The following is an 18,985-nucleotide window of genomic DNA, read 5'->3' as shown; positions in this document are numbered from 1 at the left end:
CCGTGAGCCCTCCTTTTTCTTGTTTAGCATGATTCCGCCAGACGGCATTTTTGTGCTGCCAGCTGTGCCGCACCCACTGCCGGAGCAGGAGTGTTTTCCTGGAAAATGATCCGCTGTGGGTTGTATATTTCGGTAAGGTGGCGCACATACGTATCCCGAAACAGGGAAGAGAAGCGGAAGATGGACCCCGAGAGTGCCATAGGTGCATTGGTAAATGAAACATGCCGCCGAATGAGTGCTTTGGCTGCATCTGCCAGCAGCCGAGCTTCATCCATAAGAAGTACACGGGCCGCTTCATCCCCTGCGGAAGCGGCTTCTATAGTCAGGCGAGCAATTGCAGCGGTGCTGGATTTGGTCCAGTCAGGCTTATAGACAAGCTGTTTCAAGTCAGGTGCATGCTTTACATGAAGCTCCTGCTGCACGAGCGAGGTCAGCATCGTCGGAGGCAGTACGCCATCATAACTCTGCATGATTGCCTGCAGTGTTCGCTGACCGATCCGATAGCCGCTCCCCTCGTCTCCGAGCAGATGTCCCCACCCGCCTGCTCTGTACACTTCACCTTCCGGCGTGATGCCATATATGATGGAGCCGGTTCCTGAAATGGCAAGTAGTCCGTGCGGCTGCCCGATTGAAGCCATCAGCGCGATCTCACCCTCCGTGACAACCCAGACCGCACAAGCATTACTGCTGGAGTCCAACTTATATTTCTTATTTCTCATATAGTCGTGAACGTGAGAAGCAATCCACTGCCGCTCTTGATCATCGGCAATACCTGACATACCAAGACATATACCTTCACAATACGACAAAAAATTCATGTTGGATGAAAATAGAAGATCCAAGATGCGTTTTAACTCCGTTACAGCTTCTTGAGGCGGCACGCTATGTGGGTTCGTTGCACCGCCGTGGGCTGTTCCGAGAATGTCCCCGAATTCAGAAATGATTGCTGCATCAGTTTTGGTACCGCCTCCATCAATTCCTGCGTATACTCGCAAGCGTGCTCACCTCGTTAGGACTTATTTTCTTTTTTTCATAGTATAGAGGCTGAAAATGAAAAAGTAAAATTAAATTTTATAACAAAAATTATTGTTGAATTTTTATTTTACACCTCATATAATGAATTCAATCAACAATTTTGGAAGGATTCGATACGATTGATGTTATTTAAGCTAACGTCAACGTTGCATTCAATAAGATTAGGCCTTGCCAAGCAGGTCGATCTTTAAAGGGGGCGGATTTCGGATTCGTGTCATCAGATTGGACTTTGTATAACCTTTAGTTCCACTTTTAAGGCAGGGGTCATGGAATGAGAGAAGACGACACGCAAAGGAGATGAAGGGTATGAAGAGGAAGGGTCTAGTTTTGGCAGTGGTTTTAATGATGGTCTGGATCACAGCCTGCGGCAATAGCGGCGGAGCGGCATCGAATGATCCCAATGCGAATGACACAGTAACGGTGTGGACATATCCGGTGCATGGCACGTATGAGGATGAACTGAAGGACTTGATTGCCGATTTCAATAAGGAACACCCGAATATTACCGTGAAAACGGAAATGCTCTCCTGGGCCGAGGGCCCCAAAAAGTTCGATGTGGCTTTGAACGCAGGTAATCCGCCGGATCTGTACTTCCATAGTGTGGACGGTACGTATGTGAATACCGGACTGGCACTGGAACTGGACAGTTATCTGACTCCTGAGATCAAAGATGACTATCTGCCTGGCACATTGGAACTGGGGCAGATTCAAGGGAAACAATACGGACTGCCTCTCTATCAATTCCAGTGGGCATGGGGCGGTAACAAACGTATTCTCGATGAAGCGGGCATTGATTGGAAGACCATCCAGAAGAATGGCTGGACCTGGTCCGAGTTTAACGAAGCCGCTGCCAAGTTGACGAAAGCGCTGGATAACGGGAGTAAACAATATGCCTTGGTGACAGACGGTACTTCGCTTGATTTTATCGAAATGCTGTCCCGTAACAATGGCATGATTGATGTGCTGGACGAAACCGGAAAGTTCCAGTGGAACGATGGGCGCATTCTGGACACGCTCTCTTTTATCAAAAATCTGATGGATCAGGGATATATGCCGAAGGAAACGGCTGCACTTGCTCCGGCCAAGCGTACAGACATGTTCTATGCAGGTGAAACGGCAATGATCTCGAAGGCGATTCCTTATTATGATGTCATGATCCAGAACCGCAACAAAGATATTGACGACGGTAAGGTGCAGGGGGAGAAAATTGATTTTGTACTGCTGCCTGTACCGCACAATGACAATCAACCTGCGGCCACGACTATGGGTGGCGAGGGTTATGTGGCTTTCAAACAGAAGAAGGACAAAGGTGAGCAGCATGCCAAAAATACCTTCCTCGTGATGGAGGCACTGAGTGGTGCCAAAGCGGGTAACTCGGCTAATGAGCTGGCGCTTCCTTTTGTAAGACAATCTCAAGCCGATCTGTTCAAAGGCAAGGAACTGGGACAGCAGGTCAATCTGGATGCAGCCAAAGAGATGGCGAAGCACATCGCAATGCCAGTCGTGCTCAAGCTGGATATCGACAAGGCTTCACAGCAGAAACAGTTCAAGGAACAGGTCGTGAAACCTAACATTCAGGCTCTGTTCTCGGGTGAGAAGACACCGGAGCAGATTGCGGAAGATTTTAAAGGCAAAGGTCAGCAGATGTTCGGACAATAACCAACTACGCAGTGACACATTGATTCGGAGAGGAGGATTCGCCATGCAGACCGCCCTTGCGCCGGAGCCTGCGCCCCGGCATTCCCGGGTTGTCCGGTTCTGGCGAGATTACGGGTGGGCGTATTTGTTTATTTTGGCGCCTGTCCTGCTGTTTCTCATTTTCACACTGTATCCCGTATTGACGGCTCTTGTGATGAGTTTCCAAAAATACAACATTATGAACTCCACGTGGGTGGGGCTGGATAATTACGAACGCCTGGTGAAGGACGAAACCTTCTGGAAGTCGATCAAAAATACGGTCATTTTCACGGTGGGAACAGTGCCGGTTAACATCCTGATTACGTTTGTGCTCTCGTATTTCATCTTTCAGATGAAAAGCAAATGGCAGACGTTCTTCAAGGCCACACTTTATCTGCCTGCGGTAGCATCGGGAGTGACGATCTCGATCGTATGGCTGGCGATCTTTGATCCGACGGATTCAGGCCTGCTTAATCGCTTCCTCGGTTTCTTCGGTCTTGACCCCGTCATCTGGCTTGGCCAGTCGGGCACGGCCCTTTTTTCACTGATTCTGATGAACTGGCTCGGGTCGCACGGTGCGGGCATTATTCTGTATCTCGCGGCTATGGGGGGGATCCCGAAGTCATTGTATGAGGCTGCAGATATCGACCACGCAAGCGGATGGACACAGTTTAGCAGGATTACGTGGCCCCTCCTAAAGCCAACCACGCTCTATCTGCTTGTGACTGGAGTCATAACGTCCTTTCAGGTGTTTATCTCCGTATATCTGATGACACAGGGCGGACCAAACTTTGCAACCACAACGATTGCTTACCTGATCTATGAGACGGCCTTCAAGTTCTACGAGTTTGGACTTGCTTCGGCGCAGTCCTTTGTACTCGCGGTCATTATTATCGTCATCTCCGTTATTCAATTCAAATATTTCTCCAGCGATATCGAGTATTAGGTATTAACCAAGGCTTTCATTAGGCATCCGGGGGTGAATGCAACGTATGAAATCAACACGAAAAAAGATGCTGCTCGTGACCGCATCCGTTCTATTGGCAGGTTGGGCGCTGATCACCATTATTCCGATGTACTGGATGCTGGTGGGGTCCGTTCAGGATACAACAATGTCGGCTTCGTTCAAACCACAGATGATTCCAGAGCAGCTGTCGATGTCGCCGTATGAGCGATTTTTTGCCAAAACGGATGCATGGCGCTGGCTCTACAATTCGCTGCTGATCTCCGTTATTTTGACGGTAACCAATGTGTTCTTCGCCTCTCTGGCGGGATATGCATTTGCTAAATTAAAATTCCCCGGCAGCCAGGCTGTATTCTGGGTGCTGCTTGGAACGATGATGATTCCGGCACAAGTGACATTGATCCCGCTTTACATTTTGATGGTCAACGTTTTTGATCTCGGAGATACGTATACGGCGATTATTCTGCCAGCGGCGGTGAGTGTGGGCAATATTTTTCTGATGAAACAATTCATGTCCACGCTGCCGACCTCACTCATTCATGCTGCCCGAATTGATGCCTGCAGTGAGTTCGGCATCTTCTGGAAGGTGATTCTGCCGATGGCAAAACCGGGAATCGCGGTGCTGGCGATTTTCACTTTTGTCGCCTCGTGGAATGAGTTTTTCTGGCCTTTCCTGATTACCAATTCCAATGAAATGCGTACGGTTCAGGTTGGACTGGCATCCTTTGTTTTTGCTGAATCCACCGACTTCGGTGCCATGATGGCAGGGGCTACCATTGGTGCATTACCGATGATCATATTGTTCTTCTCGCTGCAGCGTTACTTCCTTCAAGGTATTACGATTGGTGCGGTGAAGGGGTAAAGGCAGAAGGGGTAACGGGAATCACGGTGATTGGTAGGTTGTTATGTCATCGGAGTGGATTGTGTAAAATCTTTAGTTCAACTTATATAGTGCATGCCTTTCTGGGAAAGTGACAATGTAAAGGGGGATCAACCTATGGCACGCGTGGAGTTTCGCCAAGTGCGCAAAGAGTTCAAAGACGACCATAAAGGAACGTTCACGGCAGTCGCCGGTTCGGACTTTGTTATAGAGGATAAGGAATTTGTCGTGTTTGTCGGTCCTTCGGGCTGCGGTAAAACAACCTCACTGCGCATGATCGCAGGGCTTGAGAAACAAACCAGCGGAGATATCGTTATCGGGGATCGGATCGTGAATGATCTGCATCCCAAGGATCGCGATATCGCTATGGTCTTTCAGGATTATGCCTTATATCCGCATATGACCATTCGGGAAAATCTGTCCTTCGGCCTGAAGAATCTGAAGAAACCGAAGAGCTATATCGATGAGCAGGTACAGAACGCTGCCTCCATTCTGGGTCTTGAGGCCATGCTGGAGCGTAAGCCGCGTGAATTGTCCGGAGGACAGCGCCAGCGTGTCGCCGTAGGACGGGCGATTGTCCGTGATCCGCAGGTGTTTCTGTTCGATGAGCCGCTCTCGAACCTGGATGCGAAGCTGCGTGTACAGATGCGTGTAGAGCTGGGTGAGCTGCATAAAAGGTTGGGTGCAACGATCGTTTATGTTACGCATGATCAGGTGGAGGCCATGACGCTTGGGGAACGGATCGTTGTTATGAATCATGGGGATATCCAGCAGGTTGCATCACCGAAGGAGCTGTATGCCAGCCCGCGCAATATGTTTGTAGCCGGATTTATTGGCTCGCCTGCCATGAACTTTATTGATGCTCATATTGAAGGCACAGAAGTTAAGGTGGAAGGTGCCTCCTTTACGCTGCCTGATGATGCGCTGCGCCGGTTAAGTGCATATCAGGGTAAACGAGTCATTCTCGGACTGCGTCCGGAACATATTTTTGGCGACGATGCAGCCTTTAATATTCCGAAAGATCACATGCTTCAGGCGCGTGTTCAGGTGGTGGAACACCTCGGGTCGGAGAACCTGATTTACTTCCATCTGGGAAGCCGAACCGTAACAGCCAAGGTTCATCCTGAGACCCATGCATATGTCGGTATGGATAAGACCTTTGTGCTGGATATGCGCAAAGCGCATTTTTTTGACCCGGAGACGGAGATGGCGATTGGACGAGAATAGATGCTGAATGACAGAAGGGAGAACAACACCGATGCGTAAACTGAGTGAAGTGCTGGTCAAGTCAGGGGTGGAGATCTACCGGGATATTATTCCGGTGGCGCTGTTCAGTGCAGGCAGCTCCGTGCTGCTCATTCCGATTCTCATGTTTGCACCGATACCGGTGGCCGTACTGCTGCTTGCCGTCATCTATATGCCGCTTTTGTTCGGTGTTTGTTATGCAGTACATCACCGGCTGGAGCGGAAAGAGCGCCGGAATGGGCTGCGTGATCTGTGGGAAGGTGCGTTAAAGGGACTGCTTCCGGGTGGTGTCACGGGGCTGCTGTTTGCGCTGCTCGGTTTCATCCTCTGGTCGACCTGGTGGTATTACGGCGGACAAGGCAGCATGACGGGCATGGCGGTAGGCATGTTCCAAACGTTCTTTGTCATCTTGGCGGTGATCTCGCAGTTCTACACCTGGCAGCTTATCCTGCAAAAGGGGATGGGTATCCTTCAGGCGATGGGTGAAAGTGTGAAGCTGTTCTTCCGTTATCCGGGGTATACAATCGCTGCCTGTTTCCAGGCGTTGTGTTTTATGGCACTGCTGATGCTGACGGTCGTGGGTTTCGGTGCTCTATTTGCAGGCATGTTTGCCATCTATCAGCATAAGGTCACACTCAATCTGATCGAACCTGAGGAGGAAGCTGTTTCGTCGTCCAGCGGGAACGATCACCAGCAGACGGGCTGGCTGAGCGAGGGTCATGTGTCATGAAAGTGAAAACGGGAGCGGATGTGCTGGCTGGGGGAGGCGCTCATCCCTGGTTATCCGGTGGTGCACGCATTGGCTTGGTGACGAATCCGACAGGGATCACATCAGATTTCGTGTCTACGGTGGATGTATGTGCTGGTCTTGCGGATACACGGCTTACAGCACTGTTCGCATGTGAGCATGGGCTGACTGGAGAACTGCAGGCAGGTGCAGCTTTTGCGGATTCAGTACATCCCAAGTACGGCATACCGGTATACAGCCTGTACGGTGCACATAAAAAGCCGCTGCCTTTCATGCTGGCCGAGGTGGATACGATCGTTTTTGATATTCAGGATGTGGGTGTGCGGTATTATACGTATGCTTCAACGTTATTTCAGATGATAGAGGCGTGCGGCGAAGCGGGGAAACGTCTGCTGGTGCTGGATCGGCCCAATCCGCTTGGCGGTAAGGAGGTAGAGGGTGGTTTGCTGCATGAGGGATTTAAATCTTTCGTAGGTGCCTGGACTACCCCCATCCGCACGGGTATGACCATTGGTGAGCTGGCCCTGCTCGTCAATGCCGAGTCTCCCGTATCCTGTTCATTAGAAGTGATTGCTATGGTAGGATGGCAGCGCAGCATGGCGTTTTCAGAAACCGGACTGCCCTGGATGATGCCTTCACCGAATATGCCAACCGTAGATACTGTGCGGGCATATGCGGGAACCTGTCTGTTTGAAGGCACCAATGTGTCGGAAGGCCGCGGTACGACGAGGCCCTTTGAATGGATTGGTGCTCCATGGATCAACGGCGAGCAGTTGGCAGAAGCGATGCAGGCACATGGATTGCGCGGAGTTCGTTTTCACCCGGTATATATGACGCCATCCTTCTCGAAATACGCAGGTGAGCTGTGCGGGGGGGTGCGAATTTTTGTGACGAATGAGAAGGAATTTCGTTCGGTGGAAACAGGTTTGCTGCTTTTGCACGAAGCAGCTGCTGCATATCCTGAGCATTTTAAGTGGCTTGAGCCTCCGCGTAAAGGATCCAGATATTTTATTGATTTGCTCACTGGCAGTGTGGAGGTTCGCAAAGTCATTGGTGATGGCGACCGCTTGTCCGGTTTAATGGAGATTTGGCGTGAGCAGGAGCAGGAGTGGCAGGAACGGCGCAGCTCCTTTTTGATGTATGATTAATGAATGGATTAAGGGTACGAGCAGGGATGGAAGAGGGAAAAACAATGTGTACAACCATGCTGCTGCTTGAGGTGAAGATTTGATGTTTGTGGGAGGAGGGAATGTATGCGCAGCTTGAAAGACAGGGTGAAGCAGAGACTTGGGCGGATGAGTCTGCGAGACAAGATTGGACAGATGCTGTTATGCGGGTTCCACGGAACCGAGCCGGAGGGTGAGGTACAGACGCTGCTTCGGGATTATCCGGTTGGCGGCGTCATTTATTTCACAAGAAATGTCGTTTCACCTGAGCAGGTGGAGCGGCTGTCGGATGGACTGCAGCATACTGCACGAGCAGGCGGTAACGTGCCGCTGTGGATTGCGATTGATCAGGAAGGCGGCATGGTGGCCCGGATTACGCAGGGTGTTACGCTGATGCCGGGACAGATGGCCACTGCAGCAGCAGGGTCGGTGCAGGATGCTTATGATGCAGCACGCATCAGTGGAATGGAACTAAAATCAATGGGCATCAATATGAACTTTGCACCCGTGCTCGATGTAAACAACAACGCAAACAATCCGGTTATCGGTGTACGTTCCTTCGGAGAATCCCCGGAATCCGCTGCCGAATTCGGTACAGCAGCAATTACCGGATTTCAGAATGCGGGCATTGCGGCTACTGCCAAACATTTCCCTGGCCATGGCGATACGGATACAGATTCCCATCTGGATCTTCCCGTGATCCCTCATGACAGAGCGCGGGTCAATCAGATTGAACTTGTACCGTTTCGTGCAGCTATAGCAGCAGGCGTGGATGCCGTGATGTCTGCTCATATTTATTTTCCGGCACTGGAGACAGAGCGTCTTCCCGTAACGTTATCCCATTCCGTGCTGACCGGGCTGCTGCGGAAAGAACTTGGATATGAAGGCATGATCGTGACCGATTGCATGGAGATGAAGGCTATCGCGAATCACTACGGCACGGTTCAGGCTGCTGTCATGGCGGTTGAGGCTGGAGCAGATCTAGTGCTGATCAGTCATACGGCACAGCTGCAGAAGGAAGCTTTTGAAGCATTAATGAATGCTGTGAGCAGTGGGCGCATCAGTGAACGGAGGATCGACGAATCGGTTAAACGTCTGCTGATGTATAAAGTAAAACGTGGACTGATGGAGATGGAAGTAGAGAGCGGCGCGGCAGAAGGGGAATCTGTCAGCATAAGCGGGAGGTTTGGTGCGGAGGGTCGCAGCATAGATCCCGCTATTCCGACTGCTATGAACGCTATCGAGCCATCAACTGTTCTGTTTCAGCGTAACAGTCCGCTGCATCAGAAGACAGCCCGGCGGATTAGCGAGAAGAGCATTACATTGGTCAGGGACACGCAGCATATGCTGCCTTTGAAAAGAGAGCGGACACTTGTAATCACCGTTGGGGCAGCAGTGACAAGTATTGCAGATGAGCAGTTGGACGGCGCAGCACTTGGAGCCGCTTTGTTGGCTCAAGGTCTGGATGTCGTTGATCTGGTGGTCGCAGCGGACGAGGTTGCTATTTCCTCAGCCCGTCTGCTCCAGGCTGCAGAAGCGGAGGACATTAAACAGATCGTGATCGGCACGTATAATGCAGGTAGTCCCTCGGGTGATCCGCAGTGCCGACTAATCGGTTGGCTTCAGCAGCTTGGCAAACCCCTGGCTGTGGCCGCACTCCGCAGCCCCTATGACCTTCTGAAGCTTCCCAATGTGCAGACCTATATCGCAGCATATGAAAGTCGGCCGCTTGCCATGAACAGTGTGGCAAAAGCGATGATGGGACAGATCACATTTAAGGGCAAGCTTCCCGTTTCCCTTGAGGTCGATTGAATATAAAGTAACATTATAAAACGGCAGCATCGGGGATGACGATGGTTCAGCTCGATATGATATAAAGTGGTGTGGCACGGCATAGTGTGATGCAGTGCAGTGGTTGTACGAATGATAACAATATGTCATAGGCTGAGAAAGAATCAGCAAATGGGTATAAGGAACAAAAGGGACAAAGCTTATTATGCTTTGTCCCTTTGTGTTCTTTTACACGCTCATTGCTGCGCGTGTAGAGAGTGTTGATATTGATAACTATTTAATTGGTGACAACAATTCAGGATGATGCTGACGAACACAGATGATGCCAACGATCCAGAGTGATGCTGACGAACACATTTGAAAGTCATGCAGCTTCATTTCAGCCGCAAGCCTGTAAGGCTCCCTTAATTCAGCTGAATGCTTTTCTAACGATTCCCACAAACGCTATTTGGGTCATATCACTTAGTTTTATTTTTTAACGATCTCAGGGGACCTTATTTAGGGTATTTTAAGTGAGAATAGGTGTTGAACTTATGTTTTAAGCGAAATAAGGTTTCTGGGGATCGTTACAATTCCAGAGAGCGTTATATCGCTCAAATAAGCTCATCTGAGATCGTTAGAATAAATAGGAGATGGAGGAACGCTTAAAACTTTACATCGAAACCAACCTCCAACCTAAGTCGCCACTGCAACCTCCGCTCAGTCCTCCAACTCAAGTTACCACTGCAGCCCCAGCTCAGTCCTCCAACCTAAGTCGCCACCGCAACCTCCGCTCAGTCCACCAACTTAAGTCACCATGCTCTGGGTGACCGCCAAACCGAGTATCCTCACACCCCGAGATCATTGCAGGTTCAAAGCTTTGGCTGTACGAGCCTCTACCTCATTCAGAAGCGAGGTCATATCCATGCCTGCATGGTTGCCGAGTAGAATAATGGTCACATCGTCGGACAGATTACGTGAGAATGCTGTAGCAAAACCCCCGCCGCTTCCGTTATGGAAGACGGTGCGTTTTGTTCCGTTTTCCTTGAGAATCCAGGCATAACCGTAATTTTTATCAGAGTAAGGCTTATACATCGTTTCAATCGTTTCCTGACTTAGAATCTGGTCCGTGTATAACGCACGATCCCATTTGAGCAGATCATCCACGGTAGAATAGATCGTTCCAGACCCGGATTGTGAAACATAGTAAGGTGCAGGTTCCCATCCTTTACCCTGTTGAACAAAACCGCTGTTCGTATGCACTTTGCGAGATGCTTCTCCCGAGTCTTTCATGCCGAGCGGCTCCAGAATAGTCTGCTGCACATAATCGGCATAGCTCATGCCGGACACCTGCTCCACGACGTAGGCAAGTAAAACATAACCGCTGTTGCTGTAAAGATATGCACTGCCGGGATCAAACTTCAACGTTTTGTGGCGAATTTCTTCCACCGTCTCTTCAAGTGCAGCGCCTTCACCACGGCCAAAGGCTGAAGGCAGCCCCGAAGTCTGGGACAACAGCATATGCAGTGTAATTTCGTCCCCCTTTGGAATGCCCGAAATATACTTGGAGATCGGGTCCTGCACATCCAGCTTGCCTGCTTCTGCCAAGCTCAGAATGGAAGCTGCTGTGAATGATTTGCTCAAGGAGGCAATACGGGTCTTCTGATCCGGACGATTCAGTGTCTGTTTATCGGCAAGGCCATAACCCTGCTTTAGTACTACTTTCCCATCTCGTGCAATCAGAGCCATACCGGGATAGTTGATCTCGCGCAGATATGTATCAACAACAGAAGCTTCAGGACGCAGAACACTTACTTGATCCGTAAGTATACCGACATTCATCTGGCCTGAAGCAGTCCGCTCCACCTTGATATCAGCTTTTAGCGCGTTCGCCACAGCCCGTACCGGAACCATCAATGTACCATTTACGGTGCGTGAACTTGCAGGAATAGATAGAGAGACCTGATTTACTCGGATGGTGTCACTGCCGGCTTGATGCACCAGCGTGTCCCTGCCAACAATAATGGTGGCTGTTTTGCTGCGTGCGTCCCATTTCAGATTTCCTTTGACAGATTGAACAACATCCCGTAAGGGAACATACGTGGTGCCTTTAAAATTAAGCGGAGCATGCTGCCAGAATTGCTGCTCCCCATTGACTTCAATGTGGACGGTTTGCGTATGCTGCGCTGCAGAAGCTGTGAAACTGCCAGCCAGCCCGAAAACCGCGCCAGCACATAGAATAAGTGCCAAAAGGATGCGAAGCATGGATGAGTTAACCGTAGAAATAGTTTGCTGCGTAGGGGCCTTGCGTAAGATCTGAACCCTCTCCTTCCAAGTGTTTCATGTAAAACCAGCATATGAGCATTGTAAACGATCTCAACTGGGGGGTCAAAACCGCGCCCCCTCACGGAAGAAGATCAGATTATTAAAATTGCGATTATTTAGATTGTTTACATAATGATTCGAGAACCATTTTCCGATAAAAAGAGTTGAACTTGATGATGGGGGATAGGTAGCTGATGAAGAAAAAGTCTCGAACAGAATCTAGAGTGAAGACAAAATTGCAGAGCTGGTTTACGTTGACGGTAAAAAAACGGCTGATTGCCGCATTGCTTTTATTCCTGATTGTACCCAGTCTCAGTGTAGGGTGGCTGGCGTATCTCAAGGCGGCAGATCAGGTTAAACTGGAGATTGTTCGTTCTGCACAGGCCAAAACGGAAATGCTTAGTCTGCAGATTGATCAGATGCTTAGTATGGAGAAGGATAACGCTGCGCAGATGGCGGCGGGCATTACTTCAGAGGAGATCATTAACAAATCTCCTGCACTTCAAGCACAGCTGGATCGGATGTCACAGAACCATAAAGAGCTGGGTATCCTTACTGCCGGAGCCGAAGACGGCAGCTGGATGAAATCTCCCGATCCTGGGAACCAGATCTATGATCCTCGTGAACGCACATGGTATAAAATGGCGATGTCACAATCCGAACCGATCATCTCGGATACCTTCCAGTCTGTAACCACAGGAGAGTGGGTCGTAACGGCAGCAGCCAAACTGGCAGATGGGAATGGTGTTTTTGGCGCCAATGTAAGTCTGAATCATTTGAAGGAAACAGTGGACCAGATACATATCGGTAAGGCGGGAAAACTGTATATGTTGGATAATGGCGGGAAATTTTTATTCCATTATAAGATTGAATCCGGTACACAGTCCGATCAAAGTTACATTAACGAAATGTATACGAAGGATCGAGGAACAGTGAAGTATACATATGATGGTCAGACAATGGAGGCTGTGTTCTACACCAATCCTGCAACAGGCTGGAAAATTGTGGGTGAGATGATTCCTGGCGAAGCAGCGGAGGCTGTACAGCCGATCATGATCCGTGCGATTACGCTTGTAGGGGTAGCGGTAGTTGTAGGGATCATACTGCTGATCTTTATTATCCGCAGCATTCATCGGCCATTACAGCAGTTAACACAGGCTGCATCGCAAGTAAGCGCAGGAGACCTAACGGTTCGTGTAGGGCTGCAGCGTAAGGATGAGTTCGGTCAGCTTGGAGAGAGCTTTGATACAATGACAACTTCACTGCGCAATGTGCTTGGCGAGGTACATGATACATCCAGCCAGCTGGCAGCCTCATCGGAAGAGCTGATGGCAAGCTCCGAGCAGACCTCGAAAGCCACCGAGCAGGTGGCTGAACTGATGCAGGATGCAGCCGCAGGAACGACCATGCAGAATGAAAGTCTGGCTGCGACTGAGCAGCTTGTTGGTGAGATGTCAGTTGGAGTTAAAGAGATTTCTTCAAGAGCAGGAGAAGCGGAGCGTATTGCGATCGAAGCATCTACGAAATCGGAAGCGGGAATGGTAACCATGCAGGAGGCCGTATCCCATATTCAGCAGGTGAATGAAGAGAGCAGGGCAATGGAAACTGTGATCGACGATCTGCGTGCAAAAAATGAAGAGATTCTGGAGATCGTGGCGGAGATTACAGCCATCGCCAAACAGACCAACATTCTGGCATTGAATGCCTCGATCGAGGCTTCCAGAGCAGGGGAGCATGGGCGAGGATTTGCTGTGGTGGCAAATGAAGTCAAATCGCTTGCGAACAGTTCAGGGGCTTCGGCGGAGCGAATTAATGAGCTGATGCGGGAGATGTATGAGAAGACGCATGCGGTAGAGTCTACCTTTGCACGCACAGGTGAAGGTATGATAAAAAGTTCACAGATGATCACGGAGGCAGGAGAAGCCTTCCAGACGATCCGTGATGCGGTACAGATGGTAGCGGCACAAGCCGAAGAAGCTGCTTCAGCTTCCCGTCAGATCGATCAAGGCATGGGGTATGTGAACAAAGCGGTAAACGATACGATGGTACTATCCAACCGGATTGCTGCCGGAACCGAGGATGGCTCGGCTGCCGCTCAGGAGCAGCTTGCAGCAATGGAAGAAGTTGCCGCGTCTTCGGCGGCTTTATCGCAGATGGCAGAGGATCTGCAGCACATAATTGAACGTTTTAAACTGTAACGGTGTATATAGGAGGACTGTCGGGTTAGTGAACCCGCAGTCTTTTTCTTTTGCTCAAAGATATGCATTTTATGTATCTTACATAATGTTTAATTACAAACACAGTCAAGCGGTTTGACAATAAACAAACAAAATAATAAAATATCTATAAATAAATAAACATAATGTTTAAGATGCGGTTTATCCCATGCGGATTGGACGAATACCAAAAGGAGATTAAATCATGAAAACTTCGGATTCAAGACTTCAGACAGCTTCCCTGGAAGAGATCAAACGCGGATATGTGGAGGAAGGCACGGTCTATACGTGCATCTGCTGCGGGTATACGACGGAAGGGGGGATAATTTATCCCGAAGAGGGCGTTCTTTATGAGGCTGTCCGTTACATGCGTGTCCATATTGAAAAGGTGCATGGGTCCGTATTTGAATATTTGCTGGAGCTGGACAAAAGTGTGACAGGACTGTCCGATGTGCAGCGAGGCCTGCTGGCCCAGTTCTATGAAGGGAAGAAGGATGCGGAAGTACAAAAGGCGCTCGGCATCGGCAGTGCATCCACCATTCGAAACCACCGGTTTGTATTGAAGGAAAAGGAGAGGCAGGCCAAGATTTTTTTGGCTTTAATGGAGCTGTTGAAGAATAAGGACCTTCATGCTCCGGCAGCATGGGTATCGCCGGTCATGAAACAAGGGCATACGATTCATCATCAATCATTCGATATATCGGAAGAGGAACGGGAAATCGTACTGCAGAAATATTTCCCGGAAGGTACAAGCGGGCCTATGACTACGTTCCATATGCAGCAAAAGCATAAGTACATCGTGCTCACGGAGATCGCCAAACGATTCGAACCACAGCGTCATTATACCGAAAAACAGGTGAACACCATTTTGGAAAAAGTACATGATGACTATGTGGAAATCCGAAGGTACCTGGTCGATTACGGTCTGTTAGAACGGGATGAGGATGGAAGCCGATACTGGTTGGGCAGTGCTGCTGCGGAACAGGGTAACGGCCACAAGCAGGAGGAGCAGACAGAAGAATCCGTCCGGCAATCTTTGGCGGAGCGGAAAACAGGGCAGGAAGTGAAACAGCAGGATCTGATCGGAAACGCAGATAAAGGAGAGAAGAATATGAATCGGCGCAAAGAGTTACAGGAGCAGGCCAAAGAGGTCAAAACCGAAGCGGGGGTCTATCAAATACGTAACGAACGTAATGGCAAAGTGTATATTGATAGTACGCTGAATTTAAAAACAATTAACGGACAGCAGTTTATGCTGCAGATGGGAAGCCATTTGAACCGCCGTTTGCAGGCGGAGTGGAATGAATACGGTGAGAGTGCCTTTGTAATCGAGGTGTTGGAGATATTGAAAAAAGAGGATAATCCTTTCTTTAATGCGAAAGATGCACTCGCCAAATGTCTGAATCGCTGGTTTGAGAAGCTTGAACCTTATGGAGATCGTGGTTATCATGGAGACCCAAAACCATCTGGCGAATAGAAAAGAACCCTGCTCCCGATCCTGATTGATCTGTGGGATCAAAACCAAACCAAACCGAACCAAATGAAAAGTCCCTTTGCCAAAGAGTTGGCAAAGGGACTTTTCATTGTGGTGCACCCGCGTGAATCGTCCGATTCAGGCGAGTAATTTGGTACTTTGTATCGGCTACAGCTTAAATTGTTCGACCAGCTTCTGCAGCTTGTGAGCCAAATGAGCAAGGGAGTCAGCAGAGGAGGAGATTTCCTGCATCGAGGCTACCTGTTCTTCTGTAGCCGCAGAGATATTCTCGGTGCCGTCTGCATTAGTTTCCGAGATCGTATGAATTTGGTCAATTGACTGCACCACTTCGGCAGTGCTGGCAGACATCTGCTCTGAAGCAGCTGCGATGTTCTCAAGCTGCTGATTAACCGTGCCAACAGCTTCGCTGATTTGCACAAACGCATCATCGGCAAACTGCACAGCCCGGATGCCGTTATCCACGTCTTTTTGCCCCAGACGTACATTCTCATTGGCCTTCGAGATTTCGTTCTGGATGGATGCAACCATCTCGACGATCTTCTGACCAGACTCGCTGGATTGCTCCGCCAGTTTGCGGACTTCGCTTGCAACGACGGAGAAGCCGCGTCCATGCTCACCTGCACGGGCTGCTTCTATAGAAGCATTAAGCGCAAGCAGATTGGTTTGGGCTGCAATATCTGTAATGACAGAAACCATCTCACCGATCGAGCTGGAATGCTGATCAAGACGTGCAGCGGTCTCTGCGATGCCCTGTACAAAATGCTGGATGGAACTCATTTCGGATACAGCCGTTTTGATAGTCGAATTCCCCTGTTGTGCAAGTTCACTGGCCTGCATAGCCGCTTCGGATACTTGCTGTGTGCTGTTGGTTACTTGTCCAACCCCTCCAGCAAGTTCATTCATCTGCTGTGCAGTATGCTTCAGGCTGCTGGCCTGTTTTTCAATTCCGGCTGCAGACTGCTCCGTAATGAGAGCTACCTGCTCCGTAGCTTTGGTTGTCTCTGATGAGTTAATGGCAAGCTGTGCGGAAGAGGAGGTGAGTTCGTCAGCGGTATGACGCACATCCTGAATAACCGTACGCAGAGATTGACTCATTTTATTAAAACTGTTGCTGAGTTTACCGAATTCATCCTGCCCGTTCACGGCAACTTCAATCGTCAGGTTTCCATCGCTGATTTCGTTGGAGGCTTTGACAAGTCGATTAAGCGGTCTCGTAATGGCTTGTACAATCCAGTAAATAATGATGGAACTGATGACGATGGCAACTGCGATCACGATCAAAGTAGTGTACAGGATAGGACGAACGGTTTGCGTAACTTCGTCGTTATCGATAACACCGACGACTGTCCAGCCTGTCGTTTCATTGGTAACGAAGAAGGCATGCTCGTTTTTTCCGTTCAACGTATACTGCAGATCACCATTCTTTTGGTCAAAAATTTGTTTGTAGGGTTCCATCGTGCCTTCAGTACCTGGTTTCTCGGTTGGATGTACGATGATTTTGTTCGCATTATCAATAATATAGATATATCCTCTTTGCCCGATTTTCGTGGAATTTACCGTCTGGGAAAGAGCCTCAAGGGACAGGCTGACCGAAACGACACCATGACCGTCACCGGTTGTCTGAGCGACTGAAGCAACGACATTACCCGTATTGCTTGAGATATAAGGTGTAATTACCGTAGGTACGTCTTTGTTCTCGGAAGCAGCTTTAAACCAAGGGCGTTCACGGGGATCATACCCTGGCTTGTTCACAGCGGTAATGGGGGAATTAATATAGATGCCTTTGTCTGTTCCGACAGAAGCCAATTCCACATCACTGTGGGTGTCCTTATATGCATCAAGTAAGGTACGAATGGTTTTCGTTTCGTCCCCTTGAACAGGACCGACATTGCCAGCGTCGAGTTGGCTTGCCAGGAAATCGACATTTTTACGCGAAGCCCCGATGATCTGGTCGATGGTCTGATTCAGCACGCTCACACTGCTGTTAGCATTCTCAAACATTTTCTCTTCGACCTTGGCAGCTGCTGTCTGGAATGAAATAATGCCTAAACTGATCGTCGGGATCAGCAGCACGATAGCAAATGACAGTATCAGCTTCTCTCTCATCTGCAGTGTTCGTTTCCCCTTTGGCTGCTTTATTTTCTCCATGATCCAATCTCCCCCTGTCAGCTCTCCCGAACTGACATAAAATGTGGTATATTTCTAAGTTAATGCGAACCGATTCTGCACTCGGAATAAGTTTCTGATTCAGAATGGTATGTATCGATATATATCGGCTGGCATTGTTTAAAATTAGAGAGGAGCTGCACCCGATTTGAATCAAAATGCAATAAGATTACCCGGACACGAAAAAAATGAAGAGATTCGGGACGATGCCTCATTTATGCAGGGAGTCCGTGATTGTGTACCTACACTGCTCGGATATTTAAGTATTGGCTTTGCGGCAGGGGTTATCGAGATGACGGCAGGTCTGAGTTTTGCCGAAACAGCGCTGCTGAGTCTTGTTTTGTATGCAGGTTCAGCGCAGTTCATAGCAGCAGGTATGCTGGCTTCCAATGGATCGGCATTAGCGATCATCTTCACTATATTTTTTGTGAATCTGCGCCATCTGCTGCTGAGTGCAGCGGTATCCCCTTATTTCAGGCATCTGACACCGCTTAAAAATATGTGGATTGGCTCCCTGCTTACAGACGAGTCATTCGGCGTGGCAATGACCCGTGCCATAGGCAGAAAAACACTCAGTGAACGCTGGATGCACGGTCTGAATATTACCGCATACTTGAACTGGTTTGCCGCTAACATGGCAGGGGCCTACTTTGGACGCTGGATAACGGACCCCGATCGTTTTGGTCTTGATTATGCTTTACCAGCCATGTTTATCGGTCTGATCGTACTTCAACTGGTACATCGCAAAAACAAAAAAATACATATCAATGTGGCAATCATTGCGGTCATTTGTGTCATCTTAGCAAGCATGGCTTCACTCGGCAGTCTAAGCATTATCATAGCAGCAGTGGTCGCAGCAACGATGGGAGTGTTTATGGAACGATGGAAGTAAGATGGGATGTATTCTGGATTATTATGGGCTCGGCGCTGCTCACGTTTATCCCGCGGGTGCTGCCGCTTATGCTCTTCAGTAAAATACAGATTCCGGTGTGGCTGATGCGCTGGCTTGAATATGTGCCGGTTGCTGTTATGGCCTCACTCATTGGTCAGGAATTGTTTATGTCAGGCAGTCGCCTCGTACCCATTACAGAGAATGCTGCCTTGTGGGCCGCGCTGCCTACAGCTGTTGTTGCTATCTGGACACGCAGTCTGCTCGGTACGGTGCTGGTTGGTATTGTATCGATGATGATATTACGTTACCTTATGGGATAGGTAGAGAGATGCAGCTTCTTTGCAGGTGCTATTTTCTAATGATGCAGAAAGGGATAAGATGGAAACAGCAGTATGCAGCAGTCCAA

Annotated in this window: 14 protein-coding genes; 11 read left to right on the top strand and 3 right to left on the bottom strand. The window is 49.2% G+C overall.

All coding sequences use genetic code 11. From position 1 onward, the window contains the following. Positions 1-23: 23 nt before the first annotated feature. On the bottom strand, positions 24-995 hold the full coding sequence (locus ABXS70_RS24270) for a BadF/BadG/BcrA/BcrD ATPase family protein (protein ID WP_366291504.1): 972 nt from the start codon (positions 993-995) through the stop codon (positions 24-26). Between the two features lie 346 nt (positions 996-1,341). On the opposite strand from ABXS70_RS24270, the gene ABXS70_RS24265 reads away from it, so the two are divergent. The 7 genes from ABXS70_RS24265 to nagZ all read left to right on the top strand — a co-directional run bounded on the left by ABXS70_RS24265 (position 1,342) and on the right by nagZ (position 9,527). Next, positions 1,342-2,694: an extracellular solute-binding protein gene (locus ABXS70_RS24265; protein ID WP_366291501.1), complete on the top strand. Its 1,353-nt coding sequence runs from the start codon at positions 1,342-1,344 to the stop codon at positions 2,692-2,694. 43 nt (positions 2,695-2,737) lie between these two features. After that, positions 2,738-3,658, top strand: coding sequence for a sugar ABC transporter permease (locus tag ABXS70_RS24260; RefSeq protein WP_342553855.1), 921 nt, complete (start codon positions 2,738-2,740; stop codon positions 3,656-3,658). 46 nt (positions 3,659-3,704) lie between these two features. Next, complete coding sequence (locus tag ABXS70_RS24255; RefSeq protein ID WP_342553856.1) at positions 3,705-4,538, top strand: carbohydrate ABC transporter permease; 834 nt, start codon at positions 3,705-3,707, stop codon at positions 4,536-4,538. 135 nt (positions 4,539-4,673) lie between these two features. Further along, the gene (gene ugpC / locus ABXS70_RS24250; RefSeq protein ID WP_342553857.1) at positions 4,674-5,783 is read left to right on the top strand and encodes a sn-glycerol-3-phosphate ABC transporter ATP-binding protein UgpC; all 1,110 of its coding nucleotides are present in this window, start codon (positions 4,674-4,676) and stop codon (positions 5,781-5,783) included. 31 nt (positions 5,784-5,814) lie between these two features. Beyond that, positions 5,815-6,531 carry a hypothetical protein gene (locus ABXS70_RS24245; RefSeq protein WP_342553858.1) on the top strand — a complete coding sequence of 239 codons (717 nt, stop codon included), beginning with the start codon at positions 5,815-5,817 and terminating at the stop codon, positions 6,529-6,531. Then, the gene (locus tag ABXS70_RS24240) at positions 6,528-7,697 is read left to right on the top strand and encodes a DUF1343 domain-containing protein (protein ID WP_342553859.1); all 1,170 of its coding nucleotides are present in this window, start codon (positions 6,528-6,530) and stop codon (positions 7,695-7,697) included. The genes ABXS70_RS24245 and ABXS70_RS24240 overlap by 4 nt, the downstream gene beginning before the upstream one ends. Before the next feature lie 105 nt (positions 7,698-7,802). Further along, positions 7,803-9,527 carry a beta-N-acetylhexosaminidase gene (gene nagZ, locus ABXS70_RS24235; protein ID WP_342553860.1) on the top strand — a complete coding sequence of 575 codons (1,725 nt, stop codon included), beginning with the start codon at positions 7,803-7,805 and terminating at the stop codon, positions 9,525-9,527. 819 nt (positions 9,528-10,346) lie between these two features. Here the strand turns inward: nagZ and ABXS70_RS24230 are convergent. Beyond that, positions 10,347-11,750, bottom strand: coding sequence for a serine hydrolase (locus ABXS70_RS24230; RefSeq protein WP_366291494.1), 1,404 nt, complete (start codon positions 11,748-11,750; stop codon positions 10,347-10,349). 254 nt (positions 11,751-12,004) lie between these two features. Between ABXS70_RS24230 and ABXS70_RS24225 the strand changes: the two genes are divergently transcribed. Together ABXS70_RS24225 and ABXS70_RS24220 are read left to right on the top strand one after the other, a co-directional pair. After that, positions 12,005-14,008 (top strand): methyl-accepting chemotaxis protein, encoded by a 2,004-nt coding sequence (locus ABXS70_RS24225; protein WP_366291491.1) that lies wholly within the window; start codon positions 12,005-12,007, stop codon positions 14,006-14,008. A gap of 223 nt (positions 14,009-14,231) precedes the next feature. Further along, entirely contained in the window at positions 14,232-15,503 is a 1,272-nt protein-coding gene (locus tag ABXS70_RS24220) for a DUF2087 domain-containing protein (RefSeq protein WP_342553863.1), read from the top strand. 165 nt (positions 15,504-15,668) lie between these two features. Here the strand turns inward: ABXS70_RS24220 and ABXS70_RS24215 are convergent, their stop codons facing one another. After that, on the bottom strand, positions 15,669-17,669 hold the full coding sequence (locus ABXS70_RS24215; protein WP_342553864.1) for a methyl-accepting chemotaxis protein: 2,001 nt from the start codon (positions 17,667-17,669) through the stop codon (positions 15,669-15,671). A gap of 235 nt (positions 17,670-17,904) precedes the next feature. Between ABXS70_RS24215 and ABXS70_RS24210 the strand changes: the two genes are divergently transcribed. Beyond that, the gene (locus ABXS70_RS24210) at positions 17,905-18,579 is read left to right on the top strand and encodes an AzlC family ABC transporter permease (protein WP_342556200.1); all 675 of its coding nucleotides are present in this window, start codon (positions 17,905-17,907) and stop codon (positions 18,577-18,579) included. Beyond that, entirely contained in the window at positions 18,570-18,899 is a 330-nt protein-coding gene (locus ABXS70_RS24205) for an AzlD domain-containing protein (protein ID WP_342553865.1), read from the top strand. Before ABXS70_RS24210 ends, ABXS70_RS24205 begins: the two co-directional genes overlap by 10 nt. Positions 18,900-18,985 lie beyond the last annotated feature (86 nt).

Origin of the sequence: Paenibacillus sp. AN1007, from assembly GCF_040702995.1 — a bacterium.
Taxonomy (GTDB): domain Bacteria; phylum Bacillota; class Bacilli; order Paenibacillales; family Paenibacillaceae; genus Paenibacillus.
The sequence above is the reverse complement of the archived record's forward strand: the minus strand, read 5'-3'. Positions and strand labels throughout refer to the sequence as shown.

Bases quoted from the DNA above. Each gene is read 5' to 3' on its own strand.
- ABXS70_RS24265 (WP_366291501.1), top strand. From the start codon at position 1,342: ATGAAGAGGAAGGGTCTAGTTTTGGCAGTGGTTTTAATGATGGTCTGG.
- ABXS70_RS24260 (WP_342553855.1), top strand. From the start codon at position 2,738: ATGCAGACCGCCCTTGCGCCGGAGCCTGCGCCCCGGCATTCCCGGGTT.
- ABXS70_RS24255 (WP_342553856.1), top strand. From the start codon at position 3,705: ATGAAATCAACACGAAAAAAGATGCTGCTCGTGACCGCATCCGTTCTA.
- ugpC (WP_342553857.1), top strand. From the start codon at position 4,674: ATGGCACGCGTGGAGTTTCGCCAAGTGCGCAAAGAGTTCAAAGACGAC.
- ABXS70_RS24245 (WP_342553858.1), top strand. From the start codon at position 5,815: ATGCGTAAACTGAGTGAAGTGCTGGTCAAGTCAGGGGTGGAGATCTAC.
- ABXS70_RS24240 (WP_342553859.1), top strand. From the start codon at position 6,528: ATGAAAGTGAAAACGGGAGCGGATGTGCTGGCTGGGGGAGGCGCTCAT.
- nagZ (WP_342553860.1), top strand. From the start codon at position 7,803: ATGCGCAGCTTGAAAGACAGGGTGAAGCAGAGACTTGGGCGGATGAGT.
- ABXS70_RS24230 (WP_366291494.1), bottom strand. From the start codon at position 11,750: ATGCTTCGCATCCTTTTGGCACTTATTCTATGTGCTGGCGCGGTTTTC.
- ABXS70_RS24225 (WP_366291491.1), top strand. From the start codon at position 12,005: ATGAAGAAAAAGTCTCGAACAGAATCTAGAGTGAAGACAAAATTGCAG.
- ABXS70_RS24220 (WP_342553863.1), top strand. From the start codon at position 14,232: ATGAAAACTTCGGATTCAAGACTTCAGACAGCTTCCCTGGAAGAGATC.
- ABXS70_RS24215 (WP_342553864.1), bottom strand. From the start codon at position 17,669: ATGGAGAAAATAAAGCAGCCAAAGGGGAAACGAACACTGCAGATGAGA.
- ABXS70_RS24210 (WP_342556200.1), top strand. From the start codon at position 17,905: ATGCAGGGAGTCCGTGATTGTGTACCTACACTGCTCGGATATTTAAGT.
- ABXS70_RS24205 (WP_342553865.1), top strand. From the start codon at position 18,570: ATGGAAGTAAGATGGGATGTATTCTGGATTATTATGGGCTCGGCGCTG.